General features: G+C 72.5%; 12 protein-coding genes, 1 pseudogene and 1 riboswitch. Of the genes and pseudogenes, 9 read left to right on the forward strand and 4 right to left on the reverse strand.

Annotated features, from left to right (window positions below):
- Positions 1 to 71 precede the first annotated feature (71 nt).
- The 7 genes from pyrH to MTQ01_RS23080 all read left to right on the forward strand — a co-directional run bounded on the left by pyrH (position 72) and on the right by MTQ01_RS23080 (position 8,203).
- Positions 72 to 854, forward strand: coding sequence for a UMP kinase (gene pyrH, locus MTQ01_RS23050; protein WP_247492770.1), 783 nt, complete (start codon positions 72 to 74; stop codon positions 852 to 854).
- Positions 855 to 1,071: 217 nt separating this feature from the next.
- Positions 1,072 to 1,629 carry a ribosome recycling factor gene (frr, locus tag MTQ01_RS23055; RefSeq protein ID WP_247492771.1) on the forward strand — a complete coding sequence of 186 codons (558 nt, stop codon included), beginning with the start codon at positions 1,072 to 1,074 and terminating at the stop codon, positions 1,627 to 1,629.
- 38 nt (positions 1,630 to 1,667) lie between these two features.
- Entirely contained in the window at positions 1,668 to 2,777 is a 1,110-nt protein-coding gene (locus MTQ01_RS23060; RefSeq protein ID WP_247492772.1) for a phosphatidate cytidylyltransferase, read from the forward strand.
- A 187-nt stretch (positions 2,778 to 2,964) separates the two neighbouring features.
- The gene (rlmN, locus tag MTQ01_RS23065) at positions 2,965 to 4,083 is read left to right on the forward strand and encodes a 23S rRNA (adenine(2503)-C(2))-methyltransferase RlmN (protein ID WP_247492773.1); all 1,119 of its coding nucleotides are present in this window, start codon (positions 2,965 to 2,967) and stop codon (positions 4,081 to 4,083) included.
- A gap of 62 nt (positions 4,084 to 4,145) precedes the next feature.
- Positions 4,146 to 4,255: riboswitch (TPP riboswitch) on the forward strand.
- A gap of 34 nt (positions 4,256 to 4,289) precedes the next feature.
- Positions 4,290 to 5,366 (forward strand): thiamine ABC transporter substrate binding subunit, encoded by a 1,077-nt coding sequence (locus MTQ01_RS23070; protein ID WP_247492774.1) that lies wholly within the window; start codon positions 4,290 to 4,292, stop codon positions 5,364 to 5,366.
- A gap of 110 nt (positions 5,367 to 5,476) precedes the next feature.
- A complete protein-coding gene (locus tag MTQ01_RS23075; RefSeq protein WP_247492850.1) occupies positions 5,477 to 7,105 on the forward strand; it encodes an iron ABC transporter permease in 1,629 nt (542 codons plus the stop codon).
- Positions 7,106 to 8,203 (forward strand): ABC transporter ATP-binding protein, encoded by a 1,098-nt coding sequence (locus MTQ01_RS23080; protein ID WP_247492775.1) that lies wholly within the window; start codon positions 7,106 to 7,108, stop codon positions 8,201 to 8,203.
- Here the strand turns inward: MTQ01_RS23080 and MTQ01_RS23085 are convergent.
- The 3 genes and pseudogenes from MTQ01_RS23085 to MTQ01_RS23095 form a co-directional block, all read right to left on the reverse strand.
- On the reverse strand, positions 8,200 to 9,264 hold the full coding sequence (locus MTQ01_RS23085) for a hypothetical protein (RefSeq protein WP_247492776.1): 1,065 nt from the start codon (positions 9,262 to 9,264) through the stop codon (positions 8,200 to 8,202). The genes MTQ01_RS23080 and MTQ01_RS23085 overlap by 4 nt on opposite strands.
- 227 nt (positions 9,265 to 9,491) lie before the next feature.
- Positions 9,492 to 10,184, reverse strand: a pseudogene (locus MTQ01_RS23090) (ABC transporter ATP-binding protein); the annotation flags it as partial.
- A gap of 179 nt (positions 10,185 to 10,363) precedes the next feature.
- Positions 10,364 to 10,873 carry an Lrp/AsnC family transcriptional regulator gene (locus tag MTQ01_RS23095; RefSeq protein WP_247492777.1) on the reverse strand — a complete coding sequence of 170 codons (510 nt, stop codon included), beginning with the start codon at positions 10,871 to 10,873 and terminating at the stop codon, positions 10,364 to 10,366.
- A 170-nt stretch (positions 10,874 to 11,043) separates the two neighbouring features.
- Here MTQ01_RS23095 and MTQ01_RS23100 point away from each other — a divergent pair, with 170 nt between their 5' ends.
- Positions 11,044 to 12,477, forward strand: a complete 1,434-nt coding sequence (locus tag MTQ01_RS23100) for a gamma-aminobutyraldehyde dehydrogenase (RefSeq protein ID WP_247492779.1) — start codon at positions 11,044 to 11,046, stop codon at positions 12,475 to 12,477.
- 214 nt (positions 12,478 to 12,691) lie between these two features.
- On the opposite strand, the gene MTQ01_RS23105 is transcribed toward MTQ01_RS23100, so the two are convergent.
- On the reverse strand, positions 12,692 to 13,750 hold the full coding sequence (locus MTQ01_RS23105) for an adenosine deaminase (protein ID WP_247492780.1): 1,059 nt from the start codon (positions 13,748 to 13,750) through the stop codon (positions 12,692 to 12,694).
- A 215-nt stretch (positions 13,751 to 13,965) separates the two neighbouring features.
- Between MTQ01_RS23105 and MTQ01_RS25025 the strand changes: the two genes are divergently transcribed.
- Positions 13,966 to 14,688, forward strand: a complete 723-nt coding sequence (locus MTQ01_RS25025; RefSeq protein WP_282614041.1) for a hypothetical protein — start codon at positions 13,966 to 13,968, stop codon at positions 14,686 to 14,688.
- Positions 14,689 to 14,723 lie beyond the last annotated feature (35 nt).

Consider the following 14,723-nt stretch of genomic DNA (forward strand, 5'->3'; position numbering starts at 1 on the left):
GAGGCCATTGCCCGAGGGAGCCGCGAGGACCCGAGGCAGTGGCCTCCTCGCATGTGCACGAGGAGATCTTCATGAGCAGCAACGGCAGGAACAGCAAGGATGCGGGCGACGCCCACGAGGTCGACGGCGACAGTTCCCGCCGTTTTCTGCTGAAGCTCTCCGGGGAGGCGTTCTCCGGCGGCGGTGGTCTGGGTGTCGACCCCGACGTCGTGCACAAGATCGCCCGCGAGATCGCCTCCGTGGTGCGTGACGGTGTACAGATCGCCATCGTCATCGGCGGCGGCAACTTCTTCCGCGGCGCGGAGTTGCAGCAGCGCGGGATGGAGCGGGCCCGCTCCGACTACATGGGCATGCTCGGCACCGTCATGAACTGCCTCGCCCTCCAGGACTTCCTGGAGAAGGAGGGCATCGACTCCCGGGTGCAGACCGCGATCACCATGGGTCAGGTCGCCGAGCCCTACATCCCGCTGCGCGCGATCCGGCACCTGGAGAAGGGCCGTGTGGTCATTTTCGGTGCCGGCATGGGAATGCCGTACTTCTCCACCGACACCACCGCCGCCCAGCGTGCGTTGGAGATCCACGCCGAGGCCATGCTGATGGGCAAGAACGGCGTGGACGGGGTCTACGACTCCGACCCGGCGAAGAACCCCGAAGCGGTGAAGTTCGACGAGCTGACCTATGACGAGGTCATCGTGCGCGATCTCAAGGTCGCCGATCTGACGGCGATCACGCTGTGCCGGGACAACAAGCTGCCGATCGTCGTGTTCGAGCTGCTGGCCGAGGGCAATATCGCGCGGGCGGCCAAGAGTGAGAAGATCGGCACGCTCGTGGGCGCCCAGTCGTCCCGCGGCTGACGCCACGAGCCGTACCACAGCGGCAACTTGGGGCCGGTGCCGCCTTCGCGGCTCGGTCCCGAGCGACTCGCCCGCCGGCCGGACACCGCGCGGGTACGGTCTACGAACGGTCGGCAACCGACGTGTTCCGCAAGGGACTTGGCCGGTGCGTGACCCCGCCGTCCGACCCGAGTCACACCTTTCCTACCCGCTCAGTCATCGAACCCAGGAGCACGTGGTGATCGAAGAGACCCTCCTCGAAGCCGAGGAGAAGATGGAGAAGGCGGTCGTCGTCGCCAAGGAGGACTTCGCCGCGATCCGTACGGGCCGTGCCCACCCGGCGATGTTCAACAAGATCGTGGCGGAGTACTACGGTGCCCCGACCCCGATCAACCAGCTGGCGTCGTTCTCGGTGCCCGAGCCGCGCATGGCGGTGGTGACCCCGTTCGACAAGACCGCGCTGCGCAACATCGAGCAGGCCATCCGCGACTCCGACCTCGGCGTCAACCCGTCCAACGACGGCAATATCATCCGGGTGAACTTCCCCGAGCTGACCCAGGACCGCCGCAAGGAGTTCATCAAGGTCGCCAAGGCGAAGGCCGAGGACGCCAAGATCGCGATCCGCAGCATCCGGCGCAAGGCCAAGGAGACCATCGACAAGGCGGTCAAGGACGGCGACGTCGGCGAGGACGAGGGTCGTCGCGCCGAGAAGGAGCTGGACGACACCACCTCGAAGTACGTGGCGCAGGTGGACGAGTTGCTCAAGCACAAGGAAGCAGAGCTGCTCGAAGTCTGAGGCGACTCGGGCTGCAAGAGATTTAGGGCTGCCATCAAGTGAACGACTCATCCTGGGGAGCGAACCCGCCCGCCGGATTCCGGGGTCCCCCCGACCAGGGTTCCGCACAGCCGACGGCGACCTCGCACAGTGCGCGAGGCACCGCGAAGCCCTGGTCAGGAGGACCCATGTCGACCCCGTCCGACGGCGGAGCCCGGGACGCTCACGCAAGTGGCGGCCGGCAGCCCGCGCCCGACGGCCCGGTCGGCGCCCCGCTCGGCGGTGGCGGCGACCGGACCCCGGGCGCGCCCGACGGCGCCGCCCGGCCCCCCGCCGGGGAGCCCGCCGGCAAGAAGCGCGCGGGCCGTGATCTGCGGGCCGCGATAGGGGTCGGTGTCGGGCTCGGCGTGGTGATCGTGGCCTCGCTCTTCCTGGTGAAGGACATCTTCGTCGGCGTCGTCGTGGCCGCCGTGGTGGTCGGGCTCTGGGAGCTCACCAGCCGGCTGGAAGAGCGTCGCGGCATCAGGGCGCCCCTGGTCCCGCTCGCGGTCGGCGGCGCCGCGATGGTGACCGCGGGCTACGTGCGGGGTGCCGAGGGCGCCTGGGTCGTGATGGCGCTCACCGTGCTCGCACTGCTGGCCTGGCGCATGGCCGAGGCGCCGGAGGGCTTCCTCAAGGACGTCAGCGCGGGGGTCTTCGCCGCGTTCTACGTGCCCTTCCTGGCCACCTTCGTCGCGCTGATGCTCGCCGCCGACGACGGGCCGTGGCGGGTGATGACCTTCCTGGTGCTGACGATCGTCAGCGACACCGGCGCGTACGCGGTGGGTTGGCGCTTCGGCAAGCGCAAGCTCGCGCCGCGCATCAGCCCCGGCAAGACCCGCGAGGGGCTGCTCGGCGCGGTGACGTTCGCCATGGTGGCGGGTGCGCTCTGTATGCATTTCGCCATCGACGACGGCAAGTGGTGGCAGGGCCTGCTGCTGGGCTTCGCGGTTGCCGCGAGCGCGACTCTCGGCGACCTCGGCGAGTCGATGATCAAGCGTGACCTGGGCATCAAGGACATGGGGACGCTGCTTCCGGGCCACGGCGGGATCATGGACCGGCTCGACTCGCTGCTGCCGACCGCTCCGGTGGTGTGGCTGCTGCTGGTGATCTTCGTCGGATCGGGCTGAGCGCGACCGGTTACCCTGGTGAGGCCCGCCGCTCCAGTCGGCGGGCCTTGTCGCTCCCCGCGGGTCGCGGGGAGATTCTGAGGGGTCCACCGGCATTCACCGCCTCGACGGCGTCCGCGACGGCGCCGGGTGGGGGATGCCGGGTCGCAGTGCGGTAGGGCCTCGTTCGTTGGAGGAGTTTTCGTTCATGGCCCCGCCGAAACCCGGAGAGCTCACGTTCGTCGCGCCCCGCGGGGCGAAGAAGCCCCCGCGGCACCTCGCCGATCTGAGCCCTGCCGAGCGCAAGGAAGCCGTCGCCGCGACGGGCGAGAAGCCGTTCCGGGCGAAGCAGCTCTCGCAGCACTACTTCGCCCGGTTCACCCAGGACCCCGAGCAGTGGACGGACATTCCGGCCGGCTCGCGCCAGAAGCTCGCGGACGAGCTGCTGCCCGAGCTGATGAGTGTCGTGCGGCACATCTCCTGCGACGAGGACACCACCCGCAAGACGCTCTGGCGCCTGCACGACGGCACCCTCGTCGAGTCGGTGCTGATGCGGTATCCGGACCGGGTCACGATGTGCATCTCCTCGCAGGCGGGCTGCGGGATGAACTGCCCGTTCTGCGCCACCGGCCAGGCCGGGCTCGACCGCAACCTCTCCACCGCCGAGATCGTGCACCAGATCGTCGACGGTGTACGGGCGCTGCGGGACGGCGAGGTCCCCGGTGGCCCCGCCAACCTCTCCAACATCGTCTTCATGGGCATGGGCGAGCCGCTGGCGAACTACAAGCGGGTGCTCGGCGCGATCCGGCGGTTGACCGACCCCGCGCCCGACGGCCTCGGCCTGTCCCAGCGCGGCATCACGGTCTCCACCGTCGGTCTTGTGCCTGCGATGCTGCGGTTCGCCGACGAGGGGCTCAAGTGCCGGCTCGCGGTGTCCCTGCACGCGCCCGACGACGAGCTGCGCGACACCCTCGTCCCGGTGAACACCCGCTGGAAGGTCCGCGAGGTGCTCGACGCCGCGTGGGAGTACGCGGCGAAGTCCGGTCGCCGGATCTCCATCGAGTACGCCCTGATCAGGGACATCAACGACCAGGCGTGGCGCGCCGACCTGCTGGGCCGGCTCCTCAAGGGCAAGCGGGTCCACGTCAACCTGATCCCGCTCAACCCGACGCCCGGCTCCAAGTGGACCGCCTCCCGGCCGGAGGACGAGAAGGAGTTCGTACGTGCGCTGCGTGCGCACGGGGTGCCGACCACGGTGCGCGACACCAGGGGGCAGGAAATCGACGGCGCCTGTGGCCAGTTGGCCGCCTCCGAGCCCAAGGCGTAGGGATCTCGCCGCCCCCGGTGCTCTCCGGGGGCGGCTGATATTGTTCGAACGTACAAGCTCATGCCATCCGACAGGGGAGCGCGCGCAGCGCTGAGAGTGCGGCACCGTCAGGCCGCAGACCCTCGAACCTCGCCCAGGTCATGCTGGGTAGGAAGTTCGGTCTCTCTCGTGCTGCCGTCGTACGCCCGTGAGCCGAAAGCAGCACGATGAAGCGCCGCACGAACGCCGTTGCCCTCGTCACCGCCCTGGGAGTGGTGGGCCTGACCGCCTGCGGATCCGGTGGCGGTGGCGGGGCGGAGGCGGAGAAGAAGGACGTCACGCTGGTCACGCACCAGTCCTTCGAGGTCTCCAAGGACGTGCTCGAGGAGTTCGAGCGCGAGAGCGGCTACCGGGTGAAGGTGCTGCGGGCCGGGGACGCCGGCGCCGCGGTGAACCAGGCGGTGCTCAGCAAGGGCAGGCCGCAGGGCGACGTCTTCTTCGGCGTGGACAACGCGATGCTCTCCAAGGCGCTGGACGAGGGCGTCTTCGCGCCGCACAAGACCAAGGGCCTGCACAAGGTGCCCGACGAGCTGCGGCTGGACGCCGGTCAGAACCGCGTCACCCCGATCGACACCGGCGACGTCTGTGTCAACTTCGACCGGGCCTACTTCCGCGACAAGGACATCGAGCCGCCCAGCACTCTCGACGACCTGATCAAGCCCGAGTACAAGGACCTGCTGGTCGTGCAGAACGCCGCCACCTCCTCGCCGGGGCTCTCCTTCCTGCTCGCCACCGTCGGCAAGTACGGCGAGGACGGCTGGCAGAGCTACTGGAAGAAGCTCAGGTCCAACGGGGTCGAGATGGTCGACGGCTGGGAGCAGGCGTACAACGACCGCTTCACCGGTTCCGCGTCCGGCCGGGAGAAGGGCGACCGTCCGCTCGTCGTCTCGTACGCGAGCAGCCCGCCGGCCGAGGTCCACTACAGCGAGGGCAAGGCGCCCAAGGAGGGCCCGACCGGCGTGGCCGAGGGCACCTGCTTCCGGCAGATCGAGTTCGCCGGCCTGCTGGAGGGGGCGGGCAACACCGAGGGCGGCAAGGCGCTGCTGGACTTCCTGCTCACCGAGGAGTTCCAGGAGGACCTCCCGCTGAACATGTTCGTACGCCCGGTGCACGAGGACGCCGAGCTGCCCGAGGTCTTCACCCGCTACGGAGTGGAGATCGACGAACCGCACAGCGTGGCTCCCGAGCGCATCGCCGAGAACCGGGACCGGTGGGTCAAGCAGTGGACAAGCCTGCTCAAGTAGCCACCGCGCGCAGCGCACGGCCGGACACGATGTCCCCGGAGGGCCTGCCGGGCCCGCCGGAGCAGGGGACGACACGGCGCACGCCGCGGCGCGGTCGGCGTGACCTGCTGGTGCGCCTGGGGCTGATGGCCCTGCCGGTTTCCTTCTTCGGTCTCTTCTTCGGCTACCCGGTCGTCACCATCGTCGGGCGCGGGCTGCGGGAGGACGGACGGTGGCAGCTCTCCCGCGCCGTCGAGGTGGTGACCTCGCCGGACACCGTGCAGGTGCTGTGGTTCACGCTCTGGCAGGCCGCCGCCTCCACCGCGCTCACACTGGCGATCGCCCTGCCCGGCGCCTACGTCTTCGCGCGCTTCGACTTCCCCGGCAAACGGCTGCTGCGTGCGGTGGTGACGGTGCCCTTCGTCCTGCCGACGGTGGTGGTGGGATCCGCCTTCCTCGGGCTGCTGGGACGCGGCGGCCTGCTCGACGAGCACTTCGGAGTCCGGCTGGACACCGGGGTGTGGGCGATCCTGCTGGCCCACGTCTTCTTCAACTACGCCGTGGTGGTACGCACCGTGGGCGGGCTCTGGGGACAGCTGGACCCACGGCAGGAGGAGGCCGCCCGAGTGCTGGGCGCGAGCCGGTTCGCGGCCTGGCGCAGGGTGACGCTGCCCGCCCTGGCACCGGCGGTCGCCGCCGGTGCGCTGATGGTCTTCCTCTTCACCTTCACCTCCTTCGGGGTCATCCAGATCCTGGGCGGCGCCCGCTACGCGACGCTGGAAGTGGAGATCTACCGGCAGACCGCGCAGCTGCTGGACCTGCCCACCGCCGCGGTGCTCAGCCTGCTCCAGTTCGCGGCCGTCGGCGGGCTGCTGGCCGTGCACGCCTGGACGGTGCGGCGGCGGGAGAGCGCGCTGCGGCTGGTGGACGAGCGCCAGGTGGCGCACAGGCCGAGCGGCGCGGGTCAGTGGGCGTTGCTGGTCTCGCAGTTGGTGGTCATCGCGGTGCTGCTGCTGGGGCCGCTGCTGGTGCTGGTCGAACGTTCCCTCGCCGCACCCGGCGGTTACGGGCTGGACTTCTACCGGGCGCTCAACGCCCCGGTGGACGCCGGCAGCACCTTTGTCGTGCCGCCGCTCGCCGCCGTCGGCAACTCCCTTTCCTACGCCGCGGTGGCGACCCTGATCGCCGTCACCGTCGGCACGCTCGCCGCCGCGGCGCTCACCCACCGGGCGGGCCCGCTGGTGCGGGGGTTCGACGCACTGCTGATGCTGCCGCTCGGAGTGTCCGCGGTGACGGTCGGCTTCGGTTTCCTCATCACGCTCGACGAGCCGCCGTTGGATCTGCGTGCCTCCTGGATCCTGGTGCCGCTGGCCCAGGCGCTGGTCGGAGTGCCGTTCGTGGTCCGCACCATGCTGCCGGTGCTGCGGGCGGTCGACGATCGGCTGCGCGAGGCCGCCGCGGTGCTCGGAGCCTCGCCGCTGCGCGCCTGGCGGGAGGTGGACTTCCCGCTGGTTCGCCGAGCGATGCTGGTGGCGGCGGGGTTCGCGTTCGCGGTCTCGCTCGGCGAGTTCGGCGCGACCGTCTTCATCGCCCGGGCGGACGAGCCGACGCTGCCGGTGGCGGTGGAGCGGCTGCTGGGCCGGGCGGGGGAGCTCAACTACGGGCAGGCGATGGCGCTCAGCACCATCCTGATGCTGGTCTGCGCGGTGACGCTGCTGGCGCTGGAGAGGGTTCGTACCAACCGTTCGGGAGAGTTCTAGATGGCCGCGCTCACAGTCGAGTCCGCCACCGTGCGCTTCGGCGACCGCACCGTGCTCGACGAGGTCGACCTCAGGGTCGAGGAGCGGGAGACGGTGTGCGTGCTCGGGCCGAGCGGCAGCGGCAAGTCGACGCTGCTGCGGGCGGTCGCGGGCCTGCGGGAGCCGGACAGCGGGCGGGTGCTGCTGGACGGGTCGGACCAGCGCGGCGTACCGGTGCACCGCCGCGGGCTGGGGCTGATGTTCCAGGACCACCAGCTCTTTCCGCAGCGCGACGTCGGCGGGAACGTCGCCTTCGGGCTGCGGATGCACGGTGTGCCGAAGCGACAGGCGGCGGCGCGCGTCGCCGAACTGCTGGAGATGGTCGGGCTGCCGGGCTCCGAACGCCGCGCCGTCGCCTCGCTCTCCGGCGGCGAGCAGCAACGTGTCGCGCTGGCACGGGCGTTGGCCCCGCAGCCGCGACTGCTGATGCTGGACGAGCCGCTGGGGCAGCTCGACCGGTCGCTCAGGGAACGACTCGCCCTGGAACTCCAGCAGCTGTTCGCGGAGTTGGGCACCACGGTGCTGGCCGTGACCCACGACCAGAGCGAGGCGTTCGCGCTCGCGGACCGCGTACTGGTGATGCGCGAGGGACGGATCGCTCAGAGCGGCACTCCGCTGGAGGTCTGGCAGCGTCCCGCCTCCGCCTTCGTGGCCCGCTTCCTGGGCTTCGACAACGTCGTCCGGGCGACCGTCGTCGAAGGCGTCGCACGTACGCCGTGGGGCCGGATCGCGCTGCCCGGCACGCCCGCGGGCGAGGGGGCGCTGCTGGTGCGGCCCGCGGGCGTGCGGCTGAGCGCGGCCGGCGGCCTGGCGTGCCGGGTGCGGGCGCGCACCTTCCGCGGCGACCACGTCGCGCTCCTGCTCGCGCCCGAGCGCGGGCCGGAGCTCCAGGCCACCTGCGCGCTGCGTGAGGCGCCGCAGCCGGGTGAGACGGTGAGGGTGGACCTCGATCCGGCGGAGGCGGTCTGGCTGGGCGCCGACGAGGGGGCTCACGCGGACGGGGGTTCCCGGTCGGACGGGGGCGCTCGTGCGGCGGGGACTGGCCGCTCCGCGCCCTAACCGAGCTGCGCGGTGAGTGCGATGAGCGCGGCGGTGGTCGGCAGGAAGACCGCCAGCAGGGAGCCGGCCCGCAGGAGCGCCGCCCGGCGCGGCAGCGCGGCGGGCGCGCCGATGCGGTGCAGCGCGACCTCGGTGGCGGTGCGCCTCGGAGTGCGTCGCCGTGCCGCGAGGATCAGGCCGGCCAGCGCGCAGAGCAGCACGACCGCGCAGGCGAACTGGAGATGCGGGGCGAGGACGTCGGCGGGGTCGAGGCGCTGCCGGAGTGCCGCGACCGTCCACAGTAGCGCCGTCAACAGGCCCAACGGGGCACCCAGCACGGCCGGTTCGGCGAGCAGCGCACGTCCGGCGAGCAGCCGGGCCGGGCCGGGCCCGGCCCGGGTGAGAAGGTGCCCGGCCGCTGCGGTCAGCCCGGGGCCCGCTGCCACCAGGCCGAGCGCGACCAGCGCGGCCCCGGCGCGCGAGGCGGTGCCGAGCACCAGTGCGGCCGTGACCGCCGCGCCCCCGCACCCCAGCAGGAGGAGCGGTCCGTACGGGGCGGGTGGCCGGCCGATCGTGCGTGAGCGCGTCGCCAGGGCGGCAGCGCAGCCGGTGGCAGCGGGCAGCACCAGCAGCAGTGTCAGAGCGGCCGGCAAAGGCAACGCCGCGCCCTCGACGGCCGGTTGACCCGACGCCCCGATCACCGTCAGGCCGTCACCGCCGGTTCCCGTGCGCGGCGCCGTCCGGAACGCGAGTGCCGCGGCGCTTCCGAGCAGCGCCGCGGCGGACAGGCAGCGCCAGGAGCCGAGCGCCGTACTCCCGCGGTGGTGCCCGCCGGGCCCCGAAGGGCCTGCGGCACAGGCGGAGTTGCTGCCGGCCGCCGTCCACACCGCGAGGGCGACCACTGCCGCCAGCGGTGGAACGCACCACAGCAGTCGTACGGTCGCGGCCTCCCCGGGCTGGCGGACCGCCTGGGCGAGAGCCGCCAGCAGCAGCGCGCTCACCGCGGCGGAGGCGGCGGCGACGAGCGCCAGCGGCGCCAGGGCCGCCGGCCGGGCGCGGCGGATCAGACGGAGGGCGAGCACGGCGCCGCGTCCCGTCGGGAGCCGGTGGCAACGGCGCGTACGGGTTCCGGAGGAGCGGGGAGTGCGGGCTCTGGGGGAGCGGCGTGTGCGGGCTCTGGGGGAGCGGCGCGTACGGGGTCCGGGGGAGCGGGGAGTGCGCGCCCGGCGCCCGGCTGCCGGTCCGGGGCGCCCGACCGTACGTGCCCGGGCTCGTGCCGTACCTGCCCGGGTTCCCGACGTACCTGCGTGCACCGGCCGTCGACCAGACGCACCGTACGGTCGGCCAACTGCACGGCGTCGTACGGCAGTTGGTCGCTGCTCCCGGTCGGCGCCGGGGCCGGGAGCGGCGTGTCCGGGCCGGCGAGCACCACGGTCAGCCCGTGCGAACGGGCCGCGGTGGCGAGAGCGCGGAGCAGCAGCGCGCCGTCGCGGCGGTGGAGTGCGGCGGTGGGTTCGTCGGCGAAGAGCACGGACGGTTCGCGGACCAGCGCGCGGGCGAGCGCCACTCGTTGACGCTGCGCCGGGTCGAGGGCGGCCGGGCGCAGATCGGCGAGGCCGGCGACGTCCAGCCGCTCCAGCCAGTCGGTCGCCCGCTCCCGTGCCCGCCGCCCGCCATGGCCGGCCAGCAGCAGCGGCAGCGCGGTGTTCTCCCGAGCGGTCAGCTCCGGCACGAGGTCGGCGCGGCTGCCGATCCAGCCGAAGCGTTCGCCGCGCAGCCGGTCGAGCGCGGCGCGGCGCAGGGTGTGCAGGGGCTTGCTGTTGAACCACAACTCGCCCGTGTCCGGGCGCAGTTGGCCGGCCAGGCAGCGCAGCAGCGTGGTCTTTCCGCTGCCCCTGGGGCCGACGACGGCGAGGACCTCCCGGTCCCGTACGGCGACGGTGACCCCGGTGAGCACCGCAAAGCCGTCCCGGACGTGGTGCAGCGCGAGCGCGCGGAGCACGTCGTCGTCGGGGCGGTTGCGGGGCGGCCTGCGCGGGTGGCGGCCGTTCGGGGCCCTGTCGGCGCTCCTCGACGGCCCGGTGCTGCTGTGCACTGCCCTCACCTCCGCGGCTCGACGTTCCCCCGGCAGAGTGAACGAGCCCCCGGCGCTTCGGTCACTGCGGGGCGCCGCGATGGCGCTCAGGCGCGGCGCTCGCCTGGCCGACCGGAGGGCCCGCCGGGCAGGCGGTCGCGCCGCCCGAGGTGGACGAAGGTCTCGGTGGCGCGCACCCCGGGGTGGGTGCGGATGCGACGGTTGACGATCTCCAGCAGATGTTCGTCGTCCTCGCAGGCGATCTCCACCAGCAGGTCGAAGGAGCCCGCGGTGACGACCACGCACTCGACCTCGGCGAGTTCCGCCAGGGCGTCCGCGACGGGATCCGGATCGCCCTCGACGGTCAGCCCCACCGTCGCCCGGCGCCAGAGCCCCAGTGCCCGCGGGTCGGTGACTGCCGCGATCCGGGTCGCGCCCTGCTCGACGAGGCGCTGCACCCGCTGGCGCACCGCGGCCTCGGAGAGCCCGACCGCCTTTCCGATCGCGGCGTAGGGACGGCGGCCGTCCTCCCGCAGCTGCTCGATGATCGCCAGCGACACGGCGTCGACGGGCGTCGGTCGGGGGGCGGTTCTGCGGTTGCGGGGCACGGGCCCCACAGTGCATGAGGACTCCTCTGTCGCACAAGGCAGTTGCGAGGTGATCCGTTGTGCGGAAGTCCTCTGGCGACGGTATCCGTGGCACCTGGTTCCACAGCCTGTCGAATACGTGAGGAACCCGGTTAGGGTGGATGTCTCACCCATCGGACAACGGAGCAGGAGGGTGCCACGTGACCACTGAGCTGCGTCGACTGCGCAACTACATCGACGGTGAGTTCCGGGACGCCGTGGACGGGCGCACCACGGACGTGATCGACCCGACGACGGGCGAGACCTACGCTCGGGCCGCGCTCTCCGCCGCCGCCGACGTCGACGCCGCCATGGCCGCCGCCCGGACCGCTTTCCCCGGCTGGCGCGACGCCACGCCGGGCGCGCGTCAGCTGGCGCTGCTGAAGATCGCCGACGCGCTGGAGGAGCGCGCCGACGAGCTGCTGGAGATCGAGTGCCACGACACCGGCAAGCCCCTGGAGCTGACGCGCCAGGAGGAGTTGCCGATGATGCTCGACCAGATCCGCTTCTTCGCGGGCGCGGCCCGAATGCTCGAGGGCAAGTCCGCGGGCGAGTACATGGAGGGGCTCACCTCCTTCGTCCGCCGCGAGCCGGTCGGCGTCTGTGCCCAGGTCGCGCCGTGGAACTACCCGATGATGATGGCCGTGTGGAAGTTCGCCCCGGCCATCGCGGCGGGCAACGCGGTCGTGCTCAAGCCCTCGGACACCACCCCGGCCTCCGCGGTGTTCCTGGCCGAGGTGCTGGGCGGCATCCTGCCCAAGGGCGTCTTCAACGTCGTCTGCGGCGACCGCGACACCGGGCGGCTGATGGTGGAGCACCCCGTCCCCGCCATGGTCTCCATCACCGGTTCGGTGCGAGCCGGCATGGAGGTGGCGGCCTCCGGCGCCAAGGACGTCAAGCGCGTCCACCTGGAGCTCGGCGGCAAGGCGCCCGTCGTGGTCTTCGACGACGTCGACCTCTCCGCCGCCGTCGAGGGCATCCGGGACGCCGGATTCTTCAACGCCGGCCAGGACTGCACCGCCGCCACCCGGGTGCTGGTGCAGGAGGGCGTGCACGACGAGTTCGTGACCGCGCTCGCCAAGGCCGCGGCCGAGGTCAGCACCGGTGACGTGACCGACGAGGAGTGCGCGTACGGCCCGCTGAACAACGAGGTCCACCTGGAGAAGGTGCGCGGCTTCATCGACCGTCTGCCGGCCCACGCGAAGGTCGAGCACGGCGGTGAACGGGTCGGCGAGAGCGGCTACTTCTTCGCCCCCACCGTCGTCTCGGGCCTGCGCCAGGACGACGAGATCATCCAGAACGAGGTCTTCGGCCCGGTCATCACGGTGCAGAAGTTCAGCGACGAGGACCAGGCCGTCGAGTGGGCCAACGGCGTCGAGTACGCGCTCGCCTCCTCGGTGTGGACCCGTGACCACGGCCGGGCGATGCGGCTCTCCAAGAGCCTGGACTTCGGCTGCGTGTGGATCAACACCCACATCCCGCTGGTCGCCGAGATGCCGCACGGCGGCTTCAAGAAGTCGGGGTACGGCAAGGACCTCTCGGCGTACGGCTTCGAGGACTACACCCGGGTCAAGCACGTCATGACGGCGCTCTAGCCGTATCCGCCGCGGCGTGCGAGCGCCGGGGCCGGCACAGGCGCACCGGACACCTCGGGTGTCCGGTGCGCCTGCTCGCTTTCGGCGGCGGGGCGGCCGCGCCGCGGGGCGGCGGGGGACCGCCGAACCGGCGCCGGGGCACGGGCCGTTGGTCGTCGGCAGTGCGTCGGTGGCGCGTCGTGCGGGGTCGAACGGGGCCCGGCCGGCCGCGTGTTCAGCCGTCGTGGGCGGCGAGGTGGGCGTCGATCTCGGCGTTGAGCCGCACCGCCTCGTCCGGCTCCATGAAGGAGGCGGTCACCGCGTTGCGTGCGAGGTCGGCCACCCCTGCCGCGTCCAGTTCCAGCAGCCGCGCGGCGATGGCGTACTCGGTGCACAGGTCGGTGCCGAACATCGGCGGATCGTCGGAGTTGATCGTCACCAGCACGCCGGCGTCCACCATGCTGCGCAGCGGGTGGTGCTCAAGGTCGGGCACGGCCCTGGTGGCCACGTTGGAGGTGGGGCAGACCTCCAGGGGGATGCGGTGCTCGGCGAGATGGGCCAGCAGCGCCGGATCCTGTGCGGAGCTCGTACCGTGGCCGATGCGCTCGGCCCGCAGCACGGTCAGCGCGTCCCACACGGTCGCCGGCCCGGTGGTCTCACCGGCGTGCGGCACGCTGTGCAGCCCCTCGGCGATGGCCCGGTCGAAGTGAGGCTTGAACTGCGGTCGCGGTACGCCGATCTCCGGTCCGCCGAGGCCGAAGGAGACCAGTCCCTCCGGCCGGTGCTCGCACGCCAGCCGTACGGTCTCCTCCGCGGCCTCCAGCCCGGCCTCGCCCGGGATGTCGAAGCACCAGCGCAGCGAGAGCCCGAACTCCCGGGCCGCCGCCGCCCGTGCGTCCTCGATCGCCTCCATGAACGCCTGCGGCGCGATACCGCGCCGGGTCGAGCTGAAGGGGGTGACGGTCAGCTCGGCGTAGCGGATGTTCTGCGCCGCCATGTCCCTGGCCACCTCGTAGGTGAGCAGGCGTACGTCCTCCTCGTCCTTGATGAGGTCGACGACGGAGAGGTAGACGTCGATGAAGTGGGCGAAGTCGCGGAAGGTGAAGTAGTCCGCCAGCGCCTCCGCGTCGGCCGGAACCTTCGACTCCGGGTGCCTGGCGGCCAGTTCGGCGACGATGCGCGGCGAGGCGGAGCCCACGTGGTGGACGTGCAGCTCGGCCTTCGGCAGCCCGGCGATGAACGCGGTGAGATCGCGGCGCTCGGCCCGGTCGGTGGTGTCGGTGTGTGCGGTCAACGAAGTGCCCTCCCTCGGCAGATTTCACATCGTAGGCGGCGGCTGCGCGGGGGAGTCGGTCGGCCGGGAGACGGTGCGACCGGCCGAGCACCGGGCCGTCGGCGGCGCCCGACGGCCCGGGTGCCGGCAGCGGCCGGTATCGCCCCAGGTGGGCGGCAGCCCGGACGCACCGCACCCCATACGATGGAACAGCAGCGCAGAGCGGGAGGGGCACCATGACGCACGAGCACGAGCCGGACGCACCGTCGGAGCAGTCGTCGAGCCGGCCGGACGCACCGTCGGCGAAGCACCGGCCGGTACGGCTGGACAAGCCCCGCGGCGCCTCGCTCGCGGAGCAGCCGACGCTCGCGGGCGACGGACCGCCGCCCGCTCCCGCGGCGCCGCCGGTGCCGCAGGCGCCCGAACCCCCGCCCGGCCAGGCCGCGTCGGCCCCTGCGCATCGCGCGCCGATGCCCGGCTACGGCCCGCCGCACGCCGTACCGCCCCACGCCGGAGCGCCGTACTCAGATGGGGCGCCGTACGCCGGTGGGGCGCCGTACGGCCCGCAGCCCGGGCAGGGCGCGTATCCGCAGGGCGGGTACGCGGCGTCCGGGCCCGCCGCCCACGGGTGGCCGGCCCCGGCGGTCCACGGGCACCCGGGCTGGGCCGGTCCGCCCCCGCCGGCCGGCGGAGTCGGCACCGCGGCGATGGTCGTCGGCATCATCTCCGGAGTGCTCGCGCTGACGGTGTACGGGCTGGTGCTCAGCCTCGTGCTCGGTCCGATCGCGCTCGGGCTGGGCATCTCGGCCAGACGGCAGGTCGCACGCGCACGGGCCGCCGGCGCCGTCCAGGGCGACAATTCCGGGCTGGCGACCGCGGGGTTCGTGCTCGGCATCGTGACCACCGCGATCTCCTGGCTTCTGCTGGTGGTCGTGTTGATCGCGGTGGCCAACACCTAGGCTCTCGGGCCTGTCGCAGGGATCTTCGCCGGGCG

Source organism: Streptomyces sp. XM4193 (genome assembly GCF_023072595.1).
GTDB lineage: Bacteria > Actinomycetota > Actinomycetes > Streptomycetales > Streptomycetaceae > Streptomyces.